The 16,003-nt window shown below is 72.4% G+C and carries 7 protein-coding genes; 2 read left to right on the forward strand and 5 right to left on the reverse strand.

The window, feature by feature from the left end; translation table 11 throughout:
- Positions 1-183: hypothetical protein (locus tag ACSNOK_RS10325; RefSeq protein WP_436780306.1), on the forward strand; the 183-nt coding region annotated here is incomplete at its 5' end.
- 57 nt (positions 184-240) lie between these two features.
- Here the strand turns inward: ACSNOK_RS10325 and ACSNOK_RS10330 are convergent.
- Genes ACSNOK_RS10330 through ACSNOK_RS10350 form a run of 5 tightly spaced genes read right to left on the reverse strand, consistent with a single transcriptional unit; the run spans position 241 to position 8,870 of the window.
- A complete protein-coding gene (locus ACSNOK_RS10330) occupies positions 241-1,503 on the reverse strand; it encodes a TIGR02679 family protein (protein WP_436780307.1) in 1,263 nt (420 codons plus the stop codon).
- Complete coding sequence (locus tag ACSNOK_RS10335; protein WP_436780308.1) at positions 1,500-5,648, reverse strand: TIGR02680 family protein; 4,149 nt, start codon at positions 5,646-5,648, stop codon at positions 1,500-1,502. Before ACSNOK_RS10335 ends, ACSNOK_RS10330 begins: the two co-directional genes overlap by 4 nt.
- Positions 5,645-6,880, reverse strand: a complete 1,236-nt coding sequence (locus ACSNOK_RS10340) for a TIGR02678 family protein (protein WP_436780309.1) — start codon at positions 6,878-6,880, stop codon at positions 5,645-5,647. The genes ACSNOK_RS10335 and ACSNOK_RS10340 overlap by 4 nt, the downstream gene beginning before the upstream one ends.
- Positions 6,877-8,496, reverse strand: coding sequence for a TIGR02677 family protein (locus ACSNOK_RS10345; protein ID WP_436780310.1), 1,620 nt, complete (start codon positions 8,494-8,496; stop codon positions 6,877-6,879). Before ACSNOK_RS10345 ends, ACSNOK_RS10340 begins: the two co-directional genes overlap by 4 nt.
- 59 nt (positions 8,497-8,555) lie before the next feature.
- On the reverse strand, positions 8,556-8,870 hold the full coding sequence (locus tag ACSNOK_RS10350) for a hypothetical protein (protein ID WP_436780311.1): 315 nt from the start codon (positions 8,868-8,870) through the stop codon (positions 8,556-8,558).
- 358 nt (positions 8,871-9,228) lie between these two features.
- Between ACSNOK_RS10350 and ACSNOK_RS10355 the strand changes: the two genes are divergently transcribed.
- On the forward strand, positions 9,229-15,981 hold the full coding sequence (locus ACSNOK_RS10355) for a DUF3320 domain-containing protein (RefSeq protein ID WP_436780312.1): 6,753 nt from the start codon (positions 9,229-9,231) through the stop codon (positions 15,979-15,981).
- The last annotated feature ends 22 nt before the right edge of the window (positions 15,982-16,003 follow it).

The raw sequence follows: 16,003 nt of genomic DNA on the forward strand, positions 1-16,003 counted from the left end.
GGCCTCCCCGACCGCACCCCCCGCACCACCGACCGCTTCGCCGGCACCCTCCTCGGCGTCCCCATCGGCGCCGCCGCCGCAGCGGGCGCCAGCTTCGCCACAGGCAACTGGCTCTTCATGTTCCTGGCCCCCCCGATCGCCTTCGCAGCCGACCGCCTGTCCCGCAGGGGACGGAAGGGCTGAGGCCCTGACCGCCGGGCACCGCGCGGGGTGGGGCAGCGGCCGGAAGGGCGCCCGCGATCAGGTGAGATCCGAGAGAAGCGACGGCAAAGTCACCTCTTCCTCCACCCGTACCCCGCGTTCGGCCAGTGCGGGACCCAGCGCGGGGTCCCAGAACGCCTCGGTCGGCGCCCCCGTCAGGAGTGGTAGCTGCGCATCCGAGACGGCCAGCGCTCGGTAGTCCTCGGCGCCATACCGCCACGGGTGCCACGGCACGTGCCGCAGAAGCGCGTTCGCGATCCGGAGGCCGCCCCAGTCGAAATCCCCGTGGTAGAGAAGACGCGTGCCGCCGGCATGGAGGTGGCGCAGGAGCGTCAGGGCCGCGGCCGACGGCTGGCCCTGAAGACAGATCAACGGCGGGCATCCGGCGCCGTGAGCATCGGCTGCAGCCGCGAGGACGGCCGGATTCTCGCAGACGCGTACCACGGGGTGCTCGGCGACGGGCGGTCGGCGCGTGAGATGCCGCAGGGTGAGGACGTAGGGTTCGCCCGCTTCGGCCATCCAGTCCAGGGCCGGATTGCCCCGCAGGTTGAGGGCGACAACCGTGGAGGACAGCTCGTCGCGCAGTAATCCCGCCGACGCCCACGCCTCACGCCGCCATGCGGCGCCGCTCCCGTCGGGGTGGCCGGTGAGGGCGCGGATGCCGGACAGGGCGAGGGTGGCCAGAGGCGCTCCGTCGTCCAGCGCGTGTGCACTGCCCAGTACCCGGGCGGCGAAGGCCGGCAGGGAGGCGGCGGGTTCGGCGGGGAGCCGCTGAAGCACCTTCACGGCGTCGGCGACCAGCGGGCCGGCGGCCTGCGGGGCGCGGGCGAGGCGTCGTACCAAGCCTTTCGTGCGCGGCTCGGCGGCCCACTCGGCGAGGCGGGGCCGCTCACGGGCCAGCACTCGAAGCGGGCCGAATGCCTCCCGCCACGCGCGCGATTCTTCCTCACGGGTCAGTCGGACCGGGGTGACGGTACCCGTCAGCGCTTCGACGGCCGGTGCCAGGCCGTCCCGGCTGGCACCGGAGCGGCGCAGGACCTCGTCCACGGCGTCGAGCCGGACGGCCAGCGTCCGGCCCCCGCCCGGAGCGCGGCCCAGCAGCCGCTCTACGGCGGTGCGCTGCTCCTCCGTCGGGGACGCGAGCGAGACGGGCCCGGTGAGCGGCTGTTCGCGTTCGATGCGTCGGCGCACGCGCGCGACCAGCCACGCGAGCGTAGGGTCACCGAGCAGCCGGCGGACGCGGTCCACATCCAGGCCCGCGCCCGAGCCTGGGTCCATTCCCTCGGGGGTGAATGTACTCATGTCCACAGCCGGTCCTGGTCGTCCGTTCCGGCCGCCGACCGACCGGGCTCCTGCGCTGCGCCTTCCTCGGCCACTCGCCAACTGGACGCCCCGGCGTCGTCGGCAGCCGCCATCCACGCTCGCGCCGCCACCGGATCGTCCCCGCGGGTCCGCACCAAGCCGTCCCACTCCCACCGGGTGACCAAGACAGCGGCCACCTCGTCCGTCCGGGAGAGCTGGGCGATGGCGATGCCGGGCACCTGCGGGTAGCAGGCCCACTCCCGTTCGCTGGTCATCACCACGTCCAGGTCGAAGGCGTGCAGCAGGCCCAGGCACTTGGCCCGTGAGTCGTCGTCGACCCCGGCGAACGCCTCGTCGAGGGTGACCAGACGGGGCGCATGCGGGTTGCCCGCACTCGCGTAGTGGGAGGATGCTGCGGCGAAGAGGGGTACGGACACGGCGAGGACGCGCTCGCCTCCCGAGGCCGGTCCGGTGGCCGGAACCCAGCGTCCCTGCTGGTGCCGTTCGATGCCGAACTCGTGCCAGCCGCGGTAGTCGAGGGCGCTGGTGAGGTGTTCGAGCCAGCTCCCGGCGGCGTCCCCGGTCTGTTGCCGGATGATCTGCGCCTGGAGGAACTCGCCGACCGCCGCCCGGTCCTCGGGGGTCCATGCGTCGGCGGACTGCCGCAGACGTTCCCGCGCCCGGTCGAGACCCGCCGGGGCCTTGCGGGAGGCCCGCCACACCAATCGCAGCTTCATACCGGTCGAGGTCGGGCGTTCCTCCAGCTCGGCGTTCATGGCCCGGACCCGCCGCTCCGCCGTGCCGATCAACTCCTGAAGAGTGCCCGCCACCTCGGTGATCAGGTGGGTCTCCAGGATCTCCCGTTCATGGGCGGAGAGAATGCGGGTGAGCTCGCCGACCTCTGTGGCGAGGGCCTCGGCCAGTTCCGGTACGGCGCGCTCCCGCCCCTGGTACACGATGTCGACGACCATGCCGTCCTCGATCATGCGGGCCGAGGCTGTGTGCCCGTGCCGGGACAGGGCGTCCTGGAGGGTCTTGAGTTCCTCGCTGAGACGCCGCTGTACGCGCTCCCAAGCACCGTCCGAGTCGTCCGTCGCGGCCAGTTCGCTTTCCATGGCCCGGGCCAGGGTGATGGCCGGGGTGGCCGCCCACGGCCCGTCACCGGCCGGAGGTACGGCCAGGCCGGGCAGGGCGACGGCGATCAGGCCCGTGCCGGCGAACCGCTGGAGGCCGGCGATGGCCTCCGTCCGGGCCGACGCCGCCTCGGCGATCGCGTTCTCCAGCTGCTCGATACGGCCTTCGGCACGGCTGGCCCGCCGGTCCGCCTCGGTGTGCTGCTCTCGCGCGCGGCGCTGCCCGTCCGCGCACATGCGCAGGGACGCGGTGGTCTCGGAGAGGCGGCGCTGGAGTTCGGCGACCGCCGCGCCGACCGTGGAACGCAGGGTGGCGTGGCGCTCGGCGGCAGCGGTGGCCTCCCGGGCCGCCTCCTCGGCCCGGAACGCGTGCTCCGCGGCCCGCTGCCCGGCCTGTTCGGCCTCGTCACGCTCCTCCGCGGCCTGCCGGGCCGCCTCGGCGCGTTCGCGCAGGGCGGGCCACAGGTCGGCGAGGACGAGGACGAGGCCGGTGAGAGCCTGGCGTACGGCGGCGAGCGCGCCGCGGTCGGACGGCAGGCCCACGTCGGCGGCGGTGGAGGCGAACTCCTCGGCCGCCCGCTCGGCCTCCTCGGTGGCCCGGGCCAGGTCGGCGGCCCGCTCGTCGCGGCGGGCGCTGTCCCGGCGTACGGTCTCGGCCGCGGCGGCCACCCCCGCGTACGCCTGCCGGAGCGGCGCGTCGTCGGGCACGGCGGCCAGCTCGGCGTCCAGCGCGCGCCGGCGTGCGGTGACGGACGCCGACTCGGCCTCGGCGGCGTCCAGCTCCTCCCGCAGCATGCCGAGTTCGGCCTCCAGAGCAGCCATCCGGGCGCGCCGCGCCTCCTCGCGGGCGCCCTCGCCGACGTACTCCGCCGCGGGCTTGGCCCAGCGCCCGGTGAGCGCGCCGACGCGGAACCGCCCGTCGGCGGCGATCCAGTCGGCCGCGCCACCCTCCTCGCCCAGCCCGATCGCCGTGAGCAGCCGCATCACCGTAGCTTCGGCGACGGCCGCGGCCTGCGGGTCGCCGTGGTCCACGGCCGGGCGCAGCGCGTCGGCCAGTGTCGGCCCGGGAGCCTGCCCCGTCCGGGGCGCGAGCAAAACGTCGTACCCGTCGGTACCGAGGGCCGTGCCGTCCGGGCGCACCCAGGCGTCCAGCAGGCCGGAGGCCTCCAGGGCCGCTTCCAGGCCGGCGCGGTCCGCGGCTCCGAGTCCGTCGCGGAAATCGACGAGCCGCCACAGAGGAGCGCCTTGCACGCGCTTCCGTAGCTCCGGGTCGCGTGTGTACGGGGCTTGCGGGCCGCGCTGTCCGCCGGTGACGAGGGCGGTCAGTTCCCCTTCCGCGCCTTTGATCCGCGTCCGGAGCGCGGCCTTGCGCTGCGTCAGGCCGGCCGCCTGGTCGGCCAGCCGCTCGGACGCGGCGCGGTGGGCGCGTGACGCGTGGGCACGGGCGGGGTAGGGGCCCTCCAAGTGCCGAGACCAGTCCTGAAGTTCGTCCAGTACGCCCACCGGATCCTCATAGGCCAGTTCGCGGCAGTCGGCGACGTGCCGCCGCACCGTGTCCAGCAGGGTCTGCCCGGCCTCCGCCGCGGTCTGCTCCGCGCCGTGCCGCGTCTCTTCCGCGACGGCGAGATCGGATTCCGCTTCGTCGAGCCGCTGGAAGGCCGCCCGGCGCAGGTCCGCCGCCCGGTCGGCGAGATCGGCGAGGTGTTCCACATGCCCGAGCGTGCGCCGTCTGCGGTCCATTGCCTCCTCGGCCGCCTCCCGGGCCGGGTCCTCCGGCAGAACGACCAGGGCCTCGCCGGCCGCCTCCCGGGCCTGGGCGAGCAGGCCGTCCGCCCGGCGCCCGGCCGAGTCGAGCCGATTCTCGGCCGTGCCGAGCCGGCGCAGGGCCCGTTGGTGGAGGCCGACTGCCTGCCGGTGATCGTCGTCCGCGCGTTTCCGCTCCTCTGCCGTACGGTCCGCTTCTCCGGCCGCCCGGTCCAGTTCCCGGGCGCTGCGCATCTCGGGCCCCGCACGCAGGGCCGCTTCCTGGGCTCGCAGTCGAGTCTCGGTCTCCTCAAGTTCGGTGAGGCGCTCCACGGCGGCGACCCGCTCCTCCTCCGCGCGGGCCCTGTGCGCCTGCGCTTCCGCCAGGTCCCGCTGGAGACGCTCATACCGGGAGTGCTCGGCGCGGGGGAGGCGTGCCCGCCGGCGGGAGGCGATCCGGGCGTAGCGGCGGTAGTGCTCCAGAAACGCCGAAGCGGCGCGCTCGGCCTCGGCGGCTGCCCGCAGCTCCTCCTTCTCCTCGTCGAGGGAGCGGAAGGCCTCCGCCGCGTCGGCGACCACGGCTTGGTCCATGGGTGGCAGTGCCTCGGTGAGCGCTCGGGAGAGGGCGGCCTCGTTGGGGCGTTTGGACAACTGGGGCTGACGCAACTGGATGAGCAGGTCCACCAGGGCCGTGTAGCGCTGCTCGCCGAGCCCGAACAGGGCCTCGTCGACGGCTCTTCGGTACGTCCCGGCCTGGTCGTAGACCATCCCGTGCCCGGCGACGGCCTCGGCAAGCCGGTCGCGGGTGAGCGCGGTGCGGGTGGCGTCGAGGAGGCTGAGGTCCCGGCCGATCCGCTGGTCGGTGACCGTGTACCAGTGCCGGGCGATGCCCCGTCCGGCGACAGCCTTGAGCCCGCATGCGAGAGTACGGAAGCGGGTCTCGCCGGTCGTCTCGTCCCGGCGGCCGAACTCGATCCAGGTGTAGCCGAGCCGCTCGGAGTGCGGGTGCTCGCCGCCGAGGAGCAGGTTCCACTCCATGCGTTTGCCCGGGTCGCCGTCGGGCTCCACACGGCGCGGGGTGAGGTCGCCGTCCAGCAGGAACGGCAGGGTCAAGGCGAGGACCTTGGACTTGCCGGTGCCGTTGTTGCCGCGCAGCAGCAGCCGCCCGTCGCGGAAGTGGAACTCCTCCTCGTCGTAATGAAAGAGGTCGACGAGGCCGATGCGCAGCGGCTGCCATCGGGCGCGGAGGGGAACGGGGAGGGCGGTCACTTTCGGCCGTCCTTTCGCTGCTCGGGCATTCGGGACGTGCCGGGTTCTCGGACGACGGCTTCACCGACGGCGTACCGGGCGAGCGCCGGGCGGGGCGTGACGGTGTCGTCCCGGCGGGTGATGAGGCCGAGGGCGGTGAGCTTGGTGAGCGCCTGCTCGACCAGTTCGCCCTCCGCGCCCGGCTCTTTGGCCGACTTGGACCAGAAGCCACCGTACCGATCGGCGAGTTCCCGGACTTCGCGCCGGAGCTCGGCGACGGTGACCAGCCTTCCGGTCGCGGCGAGGTGCTCGGTGAGCAGCAGCGTGACGTGGCCGTGGGTGCCCTGTTCGGGCATCCGGACGTCGGTGAGGTCGTCGTCGGGATCGACCATGGCGATGCCCTCGGCCCGCACCTCGGGGACGAGCCCGGTCAGTTCGGTGATGCGGGCGGTGAGGAAGCCGCGCTGCCGGGTGAGGTAGCCGAGCTCGGCGTCGGTCAACTGGTCGTAGTACAGCACCGGGTCGTCGAGCAGGCGACGGGTCAGTGAGCGGCGCATGGCGAGGAACCGCAGGTCGTCGCTGTCCAGCGCGGTCTCGGCGACGAGCTCGTCCAGCCGCTCGGCGAAGGTGTCGGCGTGCACGGTGGACGGCCCTCGCCGGGTGGCGAGCAAACCGGCCAGTACCCTGCGCTCGACGTCGTACAGCACGTCACCCGCTCCGTTGACGTACGCCTCCTCGTCCCCCGCCACCCGCCGCAGAACCCCGAGTTTCAGCAGCAGCCGGACGACGGCGGCGAGGTCGAGGCGCTCGTCGCGACGGTCCAGAGTGAACCGGATCCCCGTTGCGACGAGTGATGGATCCGCCGCGTCCAGCACGACCTGTTCGGCGAGCCGCCCGAGGGCCACTTGTGCTTCACCCCGCTCCAGAGCCGCAAGGGCGAGGCAGAGCAGGACGTACCGTCGGCGGGTGAAGGGGGCACCGGCCCGGCCGGCCTCCCGCGCGGGGTGCGTGGGATCGGCGGAATGACCGGGCACCTTACGAAGACGCGCGGCCTCGGCGTCCACGTGAAGGGCCCAGCCGGTATTGCGGTCGAACCAGGCGCGCAGCTCCGACGCGTGCCGGCGGACCAGCCGGAACTCGTCCGTCCGCGGTCCCCGGGCGAGCAGCAGTGGCTCCTTGAGCAGCGCGCGGGCCGCCTTGCGCAGTTCGGCGGCGCGCTGCCCGTCCAGGACCTCGGCGAGCGGGGTGGTCATTGCCCGGCGTCCCTTCCGGTCAGGTCGACGATCTCGACGGTGTGGTCGGGGCCGCGGAAGACGCCCCCAGGCGTGGTGATCTCGGCGGTCGTGCCGTCGTCGAGAGTGGTGAGACGGATCTCCATGGAACCGTCGTTGCTGGTCGCGGACGTGTGTGTCATGCCCGGCCGCCAGGTGGCGAGCGCGTCGCCGAGGAGCTGGAGGAACAGTCCGAACGCGAGGGGGTCCAGCTCGCCGAGGGCCGAGAGTCGCGTGACGCCGTCGGTGGCCAGCCGCGCCCGCGCGGCGGCCGTCTCCGCGGCCTGCTTCGCGGCGATCTCGGCGAGATACCGGCGGGCCTCGGACCGGTCCTGCACCTTGCGGGGCTTGCCGCGCCGCTCGTAGCTGCCGGTGCGCCGCAGCTGGGGGCTGATGCGCAGCGGCTCCGCGTCGGCCCAGGGAGTGCCGGCGGATACGGGGCGGGTGGCGCGGCCGGCGAGGGTCTCGGCGTCCACCGTGAGATGACGGGCGGGGTAGAGCCCGAACGCGGTGCGCCACAGCCGGTGCCGGGCCTCGTCGTCGGGCGCCTCGGCGAACCAGCGGGCGAGGGTACGGAAGTCGGCGGACCGGTCGGAGCGCCCGGCCCTGCGCTCGTTCAGCACCCGGACGACGGCCAACAACTGGGGTATCGCCCCGAGCGCCCGGCCGCGCAGCAGCCGTGCCTGCGATTCCCGCCCGTCCCTGCTGAGAAACCAGGCGGCGAGCCCGTCCCACCGCCCGGCCCACCGCGTGTGCGCCTCCCGCTCGGCGTGCTCGACGTCCTCCGGGGCGGCGTCACCGGCCTCTCGGACGGCCGCACTGCGCAGCAGCGGATCGATTGCGCCGCCGTCCTCCAACTCCACAATGAGCTGAGCGATCCGCCCGCCGAGGGTGATCAGATCCTGGATGAACCGCTCCAGGTACTGGATGAGGCGGTCCTTGTAGGCGAGGAAGACCTCTTCCTCGACATCATGAAGATCGATGGTTCGCTGCAACGACCCCATGAACGCCCTCGCGTTCTCCGCGAGAGCCGCGAACCGGCTGGTGAGCGCGTCAAGCGCGAGATATGTCTTGGCCGGGTCCGGCTCCTCCTCGCTCGCCAGGACCAGCAGCGCACGCAACTGTGTGACGATGTCGTGCAACGCCACCGCCTGCAGCGCACCCCGCCGTCCGAGCGCCTCGTCATACGCGGCCAGCGCTTCCTCCGCCGCCTCCCCGGCCTGCGTGAGCTGATACACGAACCGCTTCCGGTAGAAGTCCTCGACGGCAGTGACCCGGGCGGTATCCGGGTCGGCCCGCAGATTGCCCCACTCGACGAGGCTGTCGAGGGCTTTGGCGACGGCGTCGAGCTCAGCCGGGAACCCACTGGTGACAAGCGCTGCCTGCACATCCTCGGGGCGCAGGTGCACCGCGAAGCGTTCCTTGGCGTGGAGGAAGGCCTGCATCACCCGCCGGTACAGCGCGGAGTTGGGCGCAGCGAGATGGGCGAAGGGGGCGTAACCGACCGGGGGTCGGCCTGGAGTTGGGGGACCGGACGTCGGAGTCATTGCCCGGCCATTCTGTCGGGCGACCCGGGGCGGTGCCGGGGGAAATGGCATTTGCCGCACATCAACATGGGCGTCTCCTCTGCGCGTCGGTCATGGAGACAGGGAAGAGCTCATCCGCCGGGCCGGTCAGGACCGAAGCCGCCTCGGAGGGAGAGTTGAAAGTGATCTCGTCCGTCGTCTCCAGCCAGCCGGGGCCAGGTCTGTGAGGGTCTGATGCGGCCGGTATCGATCAGTTGCTCGCGCAGCCGGTAAGCGGAGGCCACTCGCCTGGAGAAGGACGGCACGATGTCCGGCCGCACCGGCTGTCCCGCCGCGACGACGAATTTCCGGCTGCCGTTCGTCCCCAGCTCGTCCGTCTGTCGCCCGTACGCCGTCGGGCCGCGGTTGGGCAGCCGGAGGCGGAACTCGGGGTAGCGGTCCGCCATGATGACCTCGCTTTTTGTGCTGTCGAAGGCTTCGGAAAGCAGCGTAGGGGGCACCACTGACAACGCCCTGTCACGAGCGGTGCACGACCCCCGCCGCGAACCCTCCGACGGAAGGAGCGCCTCGGCGTGGGCGTTGAGGGCGCCCTTGTCGACTCAAGTGACAGACGCCTCATAACGGGCAATGCAGACAAGTCACCCATGACCTGGACGTGAGAATCGTATAATCCCCTCCATCGGTGGGGGTGGCGGCTGGCGCTGCGCGAGGCCCGGGTGGGGGCACGGGATCTTGGGCGCCGCGCGCCGCGGGTCGCGGTTCTCCCGTGAGCACCCCTTTGAGCGACGACAGTGGGGAAAGAATGTGACGGATCCGGGGGGTTTTGGTGCCGGTGACGAAGTGGAGCGGTTCAAAGCGGCCCTGGCAGGGTGGCGCTCCTCCCTCGTCGACTTGAGCGGGCGGAACCGCCTGCTCAACTTCCGGCACACCAGGGCGGCCACCCTGGAAATCCTCTCGCCCTCGGCGTCCGTTCTTGTCGAAGGTCTCGCGCGTGGCTGGGATTTCGCCCCGCTGCCCGAAGAGGAGCCGTCCGCCGAGCCGCACGCGGAAGGGGCCGAGGGTGGGGTGCCCGGGCCGGAGAAACCGACCGTCGCGAGGCGCGGCAGCACCGAGTCCGGCGGAATCCTGACGCAGAAGAAGACGAGCCCCACCCTGCTGCGCGCCCTGCGTCAACTCCGCGGCAAGTCGGTACAGCTCTTCAACGACTACGGCTTGTGGACGCTCCAGCTCGGTGTGGGCATGCTGCATTGGCGCGACGACGGGGCGCACACCGGCAATGACGCCCCACTGGTGCTCTTTCCGGTACGGATCGAGCGCCTGACGAACGGGCGTATGCGCCTGCGGATGAACGAGGACGAGGACCCTCGGTTCAACCCGGCGCTGAAGGTGAAGCTGGGGCAGTTCGGCATCGACTGGACGCCGGTGACGGACGAGGACGTCTTCGACGTCGGCGCCGTTGTGGAAGCCGCCACGCGTGCTATCGAGGGGAAGGCGGGGTGGGCGGTATCCCCTCGGGTGGTCGTATCACTCTTCGCCTCGCACAAGGAGTCGATGTACCAGGACCTGCTCGACAACGCGGAACTGGTCATGGCCAACGACCTCGTCCGGGCCCTGGCGCTCGGCCCGGCCAACGGCCTGGCCCCCGACCGGTTCGACTTCCAAGAGCTCGACCTGGACCGCATCGACGAGCTGAGCCCTCCTGAGGACAGTCCGCTGGTGCTCGACGCCGACGCGTCGCAGCGGCAGGCGATCGCCGCCGCGGTGGCCGGGCGGTCCTTCGTTCTGGACGGGCCTCCCGGTACGGGCAAGAGCCAGACGATCGCCAACATGATCGCCGGCCTGATGAGCGCGGGACGCACCGTGCTGTTCGTCAGTGAAAAGGCCGCGGCCCTCGATGTCGTGCTGAACCGTCTGAAGGCCGTCGGCCTGGACTCGTACGTGTTCCCGCTCCACAGCCACAACACCGGCCGGCAGGCTGTCGCGAGGGAGTTGGGCAGGGCGCTCACGGAGGAGCCCCGGGCGTCGCGGCTGCCCGAGGAAGTGGTGGCACGGGCCCGGGAGACCCGGCAGGCGCTCAGCTCCTACGCGGAGGCGATGAACGAGGTCCGGGAGCCGCTGCGGCGCACGTTGCATGATGCGATCGGCAGGGTGGGCCAGCTGTCGGAGGCGCCGGTGGCCTATCTCGGCTCCCGGCACGACGGAAGCTCCGAGCCCGTCGTCTTCCGGCCCGGCACGCTCAGTGCCCAGGAGCTGGAAACCATCAAACAGGCCGCTGCGATCATCGCCGGTACCTGGGATGCCGTCGCCGACCCTGACTTCCCCTGGCGGGGCCTGCTGCCGGAAGCGCCCCACCCGCGGCCCGTGCTGGAGCAGGCCATGGCGGCGCGCGACGCGCTGGCGGCAGCCGTGGACCGGTACCGGGATCTCGCCCCCGCTTCCGGCCCCTCCGACGACCGGCACGGCATCGACCGTCTGACCGGCCTCCTGCGGCTGCTGGATTCTCGCGTCCGGGTACCGGAGAGCTGGCTCACGACCGACCGGTTCGGGGACACGGTTCTGGACCCCGTCGAGGCGTTCGGAGCCGAGCTGCGCCGGACGGAGCGGGCACGTGCCGCCGCCCGGGCCGCGGCCGGGGAGCGGTGGCAGGAGCTGCCCCCTCGGCTGCGTGCCGAAGCAGGGGACGCCGAGCGGGCGTTGAAGACCTTGTCGCCGGCCGGCCTGGACCTCGCGGGACTGGGCGAGGAGCGGGCACGCGCCGTCGCGGCCGAATGCGAGGCCGTCGCCACTGTCGTGGAGCGCGGATGGCGGATCTTCACGGAACTCTGTGACCGAGCGGGCATCGATCCGGTGCCCGGCCTGGAACAGGCCCGGGAGGTGTGCGCCCTCCTGGCCGCGGCGGACGCGGCCCACCGCCCGCCGGAGAGCTGGCTCACACCTGACGGGGTGTCCCGGGCCGAGGCCGCCATGGTGGCCGTGGTCTCCGACGCCTTGCGGTCCTTCTTCTCCCGCCGGGACCGTGTGCTGTCCGCCCAGGCCCTGGCCGCCTCGACGGCCGGCCCGGACTGGCGTGATGTCCCGGCGGCACTGGCTCCCGGGCCTCCCGAGGAAGAGACAGCACTCACCACGCTGGAACCGCGCGGCATGGATGTGTCAGCGCTCACCCGGCCGCAGGCGGCACACCTCGCGGAGCGGTTCGACGACCTGGGCGGCGCGCTCGAAACCTGGGGCGAGCGGCTGGACGATGTGGCGGACCTGCTAGGCCTGCACCGGCCGCGGTCGGTCGCGGAAGCCGAGGACCTGCTCACCGTCGTCGCCTCGGCCGCCGCGCCGCACAAGAGCCCCGACACCTGGCTCGACCCCGAGGTCCTGCCCCGGGCCAGGTCCGCCGTAGCCGAGATCACCGCCGCGGCGGACGCGCTGCGCGAAACCGAGGCCGCCGCTCGCGAGACCTTCACCGACGCCGTGACGACCGCCGAAGGTCTCCCTGAGACCGTACGGCGTCTTGCCGAGAGCGGCCGCGGAGTCGTCAGCGCTCTGTTCTCCGGCCGCATCCGCGCGGACCGCAAGTTCATCGCCCGTCTGACCCACAGCGGAACCTGGCGAGGAGAGCTTCACGCCAAACTCCCCCTGGCGGCCGAGTGGTACGCGGCCCACCACCGTCTGCACGCGCTCGCGGCCACCCACGCAGCGCTCCTGGGCCCGTACTCGGACGTGCTTCCCCCGGACCCGACGACCCTGCGCCAGGCACTGGCCCAGGCGGAGGTTGTGCACCGGCTGGCACCGGACACGGTCGCGCACCACCGGCGGCGGGCTCGCCTCGCCGCTCAGGTCGCCGCCGGCCGGGAGCCCGCCGCCGCGTTGAAGGACTCCGAGCCGGAACTGCGCCATGGCCTGGAACGGTGCAGGCTCGGTCTGGGGGAGCCGGCCCTCGACTCGTACGCCGATGCCTTGGCCAAGATGCCCCCGGCCGATGCCGCGGCGTGGCTGCGCGCCCATGTACGACCTCTGCGACACGCCGTGGACCTGCTGGACGGGATACCGGCCACCACCGGTCACGGCACCCCGGATCACACACTCGCCTCCGCGCGGGCCGCGATCTCCGCCGTGCGAGCCGCCCGGCAGGAGACCGCTTCCCACGAGGCCCGGGCGGCCGTTGACAGGGCCTTGCTCGGCCCCTGGTACCGCGGCCTGGAGACCGATCCGGGCGACTTCGGCGAGGACAACCCCCAAGGCGTCAGGGGATACGAGTCCGTCGGACGCCTACTGCACCGGGCGTGGAGCGAGGCGGACGAGCACCCGGGGGATCGCGCTCCGGCGGGGCAGCGCGAACTGCTGGGCCGGTATGCCGACGGAGACACGGTCGACACCGAAGCCCTGTGCGACGCGCTCGAAACCGCTCGGCAGGCCGCCCGGCTCGTACCGGCCACGCTCGCCGACCCCGGCCGGCGGTCGCGTCTGGCCGGCGTCCTGGCCGACGGCCGTCCCGCGCCGGGCGAGTTGCCCGACCAGGTGGCGACCGTCGGCCGGGCACTGGACCGCTGGGAAGCGTTTGCCCAAGAGGCGGGCATCACTTCGACGGATGCTCCCCCGGTCGGCCTGTCGCCGGCTGAGGCGCCGTCCTGGTTGCGCGCTCATGTGGAACCGCTGGAAGACGTCGCCGACCTCCTGCACGCCACCGCCCGGGTCACCGGCGACCGCACGCTCACTGTCGGTCGCGCCCGCGAAGTGGTGGCGGCGGTCACGGCCGCGCGTCGGGCCGAGTCGGAGCTCCTCGAACGCGCTCCGGCACACCAGGAATGCCTTGGCCCCCTTTACCAGGGCGTGCGAACCGACCGGCACCGGATACAGACGGCGGTGGACTGGGCGCAGGAAGTCCGGCGTACCGCTCATGGCGGTCATGCCGCGCCCCTGTCCGCCCCGGCGGCGCGCGTCATGCTGACCGCCCCGCCCGACGCGTCCGTCGCGGCGCTGGCGCAGCAATGGGATCACCGGTGGCGGGCGCTGGCGGCGCACTTCACGGCTGCACGGGCCGAGGCGCTGGGAGAGGAACTCACTCGCTCCTTGGAGGATGCCAGGGAACTGCTGGCACTACTGGACCGGGACCAGCGGGGCCCGCAGGCCTGGATCGACTGTGCCGAGGCCCTGGACCGGCTGCGGAAGTTCGGCCTCGACGACCTGCCCCGGCAGCTGGCGGAACGGCGGGTCGAGTCCGAGGCGTTTCCCGCCGCCTTGGAGCGCGCGGTGCTCACCTCCTGGATCGAGCATCATCTCGCCCTCGACGCCCGGTTGCAGCCGATGCACGCGAGCGACCGTGACCTGCTGGTGGAAAGCTTCCGGTCAGCCGACCGCGACATCGTGAAGGCCGCCCACGCCGAGGTCATCAGTGCATGCAACGCCCGGCGGCCCCGCCGTACGTCGGTGGGCCAGGCAGCGGTGATCCGGCGGGAGGCCGAGAAGAAGCGGCGGCACATGCCCGTCCGCAAGCTGCTGCAGGAGACCCGTGACGTCGTACGGCTCATCAAGCCCTGCTTCATGATGAGCCCGCTCACCGTCAGCCAGTTTCTGCCGCCGGACTTCACCTTCGACGTGGTCGTCTTCGACGAGGCCTCCCAGGTTCTCCCGCAGGACGCCGTCAACTCCGTCTACCGCGGCCGGGCACTCGTCGTGGCGGGTGACCAGAAGCAGCTGCCACCCACGTCGTTCTTCAGCGCGGGCGCGGATGCCGACGAGGACGAGGACGAGTGGGACGACAGCGGGCCCGCCGGGTTCGATTCGGTGCTGGACGTCTGCAAAGCCAGCGGGGTGCTGCGCAGCCTGCCCCTGCGCTGGCACTATCGCAGCCGGCACGAGAACCTCATCGCCTACAGCAACCATGAGTTCTACGGTGGTGACCTGGTCACTTTCCCTGGGGCGCTGGAGCAGGGGCCCGACATCGGCGTGGAGTTCGTCAAGGCGGACGGCGTCTACGACAGGGGCGGACGGAGAGACAACCCGGGCGAGGCGGCGGTGGTGGCCGGAAGGGTCATCCACCACTTCAGCACCAGGCCCCACCTCACCCTTGGCGTGGTCGCGCTCTCCAAGGCGCAGGCCGAGGCCGTCGAGGAGGCGATCCAGAAGGCCAGGGCCGGACGCCCGGACCTCGACCGGTACTTTACCGAGAACCGCCTTGACGGTTTCTTCGTCAAGAACCTCGAAACGGTTCAGGGTGACGAGCGCGACGTCATCATCCTTTCCGTCGGCTACGGGCCCGACCGGGACGGCAAGCTGCATTCGGCGTTCGGGCCCATCAACAAGGAAGACGGCTGGCGGCGCCTCAACGTCGCCGTCACCCGCGCACGCCGTCGCATGGAGGTCGTCGCCTCTTTCCACGGCGGTGACCTCCCCGAGAGCCCGAACCGCGGCGTGCGGGCCCTCAAGCGATACCTGGAATACGCCGAGCGCGGCCCACAGGTCCTGCGGACACAGGCGGCCGACCCGGACGCCGTCCCGGAGAGCCCCTTCGAGGAGGAGGTACTCGCTCTGCTGCGCGACTGGGGGTACACCGTCCAGCCGCAGGTCGGAGTCGCCGGCTACCGGATCGACATGGCCGTACGCCACCCGGACGCCCCGGGGACGTACGCATTGGGCATCGAGTGCGACGGCGCCATGTACCACTCGTCCCGGGTGGCCAGAGACCGGGACCGGCTGCGGGAAGCGGTGCTTCGTGAACTCGGCTGGCAACTGCACCGGATCTGGGGCACCGACTGGTACCGCAACCGCAGGGACGCGGTCGAACGGCTGCGTGCCGCCGTGGAGGCCGCTTGCGCGGTGGACCCGCACAGCCCGCCGGAGACGGCCCCTGCCCCACCGGCGACTTCACCGGACGGCTTCCTCGCCGCGCCGCCTGGGGCGGATGGGGCGCAGGACGCCCCTGAAGCCGCTCAGCCGGTGAGCTTCGTCTCCGTGGACGGCGCCTCCGCGTCCGAGACATGGAGCAGGCCGTACCAGGAAGTAGAGGTGGAGCTCCTGACCGAGTTGCGCGCACGCTCGTGCGCTCGGCTCGGCCGGCCTGACATCGAACTGCAGGATCCGGACGCCGCCGAGGTCATCGCCGAGCTCGCCCTCTGCGTCGTGGAAGTGGAGGGGCCGGTCGAAGAGGAACTGATCTTCACGAGAGTCCGAAAGGCGTGGGGTGTCAACCGGACCGGAACAGTCGTCCGCGACAGGATCCAGTGGGCCCTGCGCGGCCTGGTACGGCAGGGCAGGATCGCTCGGCTCGGTGCTGCCTACGACCGGCCGGGCCGGGAAGTCGTCCACGTGCGCACGCCCACCGCGGCGTGTGCGCGGAAGGTCCTGCTCGTCCCCGCGGTCGAACGTCGGTTCGCCCTGTGCCGCATGGCTGAGGAGGGGCCCGGTACGCACCGCGAGGATCTGATGCGCGAGGTGGCGAGGCTTTTCGGCTGGACCAGGCTGGGCCCGGACATCCGGAAGGAGCTGACGAAGGACATCGACGCGTTGGCGGCCGAGGGGCGGCTCGTCGTGACGGAAACGGGGATCATGCCGGGGGATACCGCGTGAGCCGGCCCGGGGGCGGTCACCC

The sequence above is a fragment of the Streptomyces sp. URMC 126 genome (genome assembly GCF_051386555.1).
Lineage (GTDB): Bacteria > Actinomycetota > Actinomycetes > Streptomycetales > Streptomycetaceae > Streptomyces.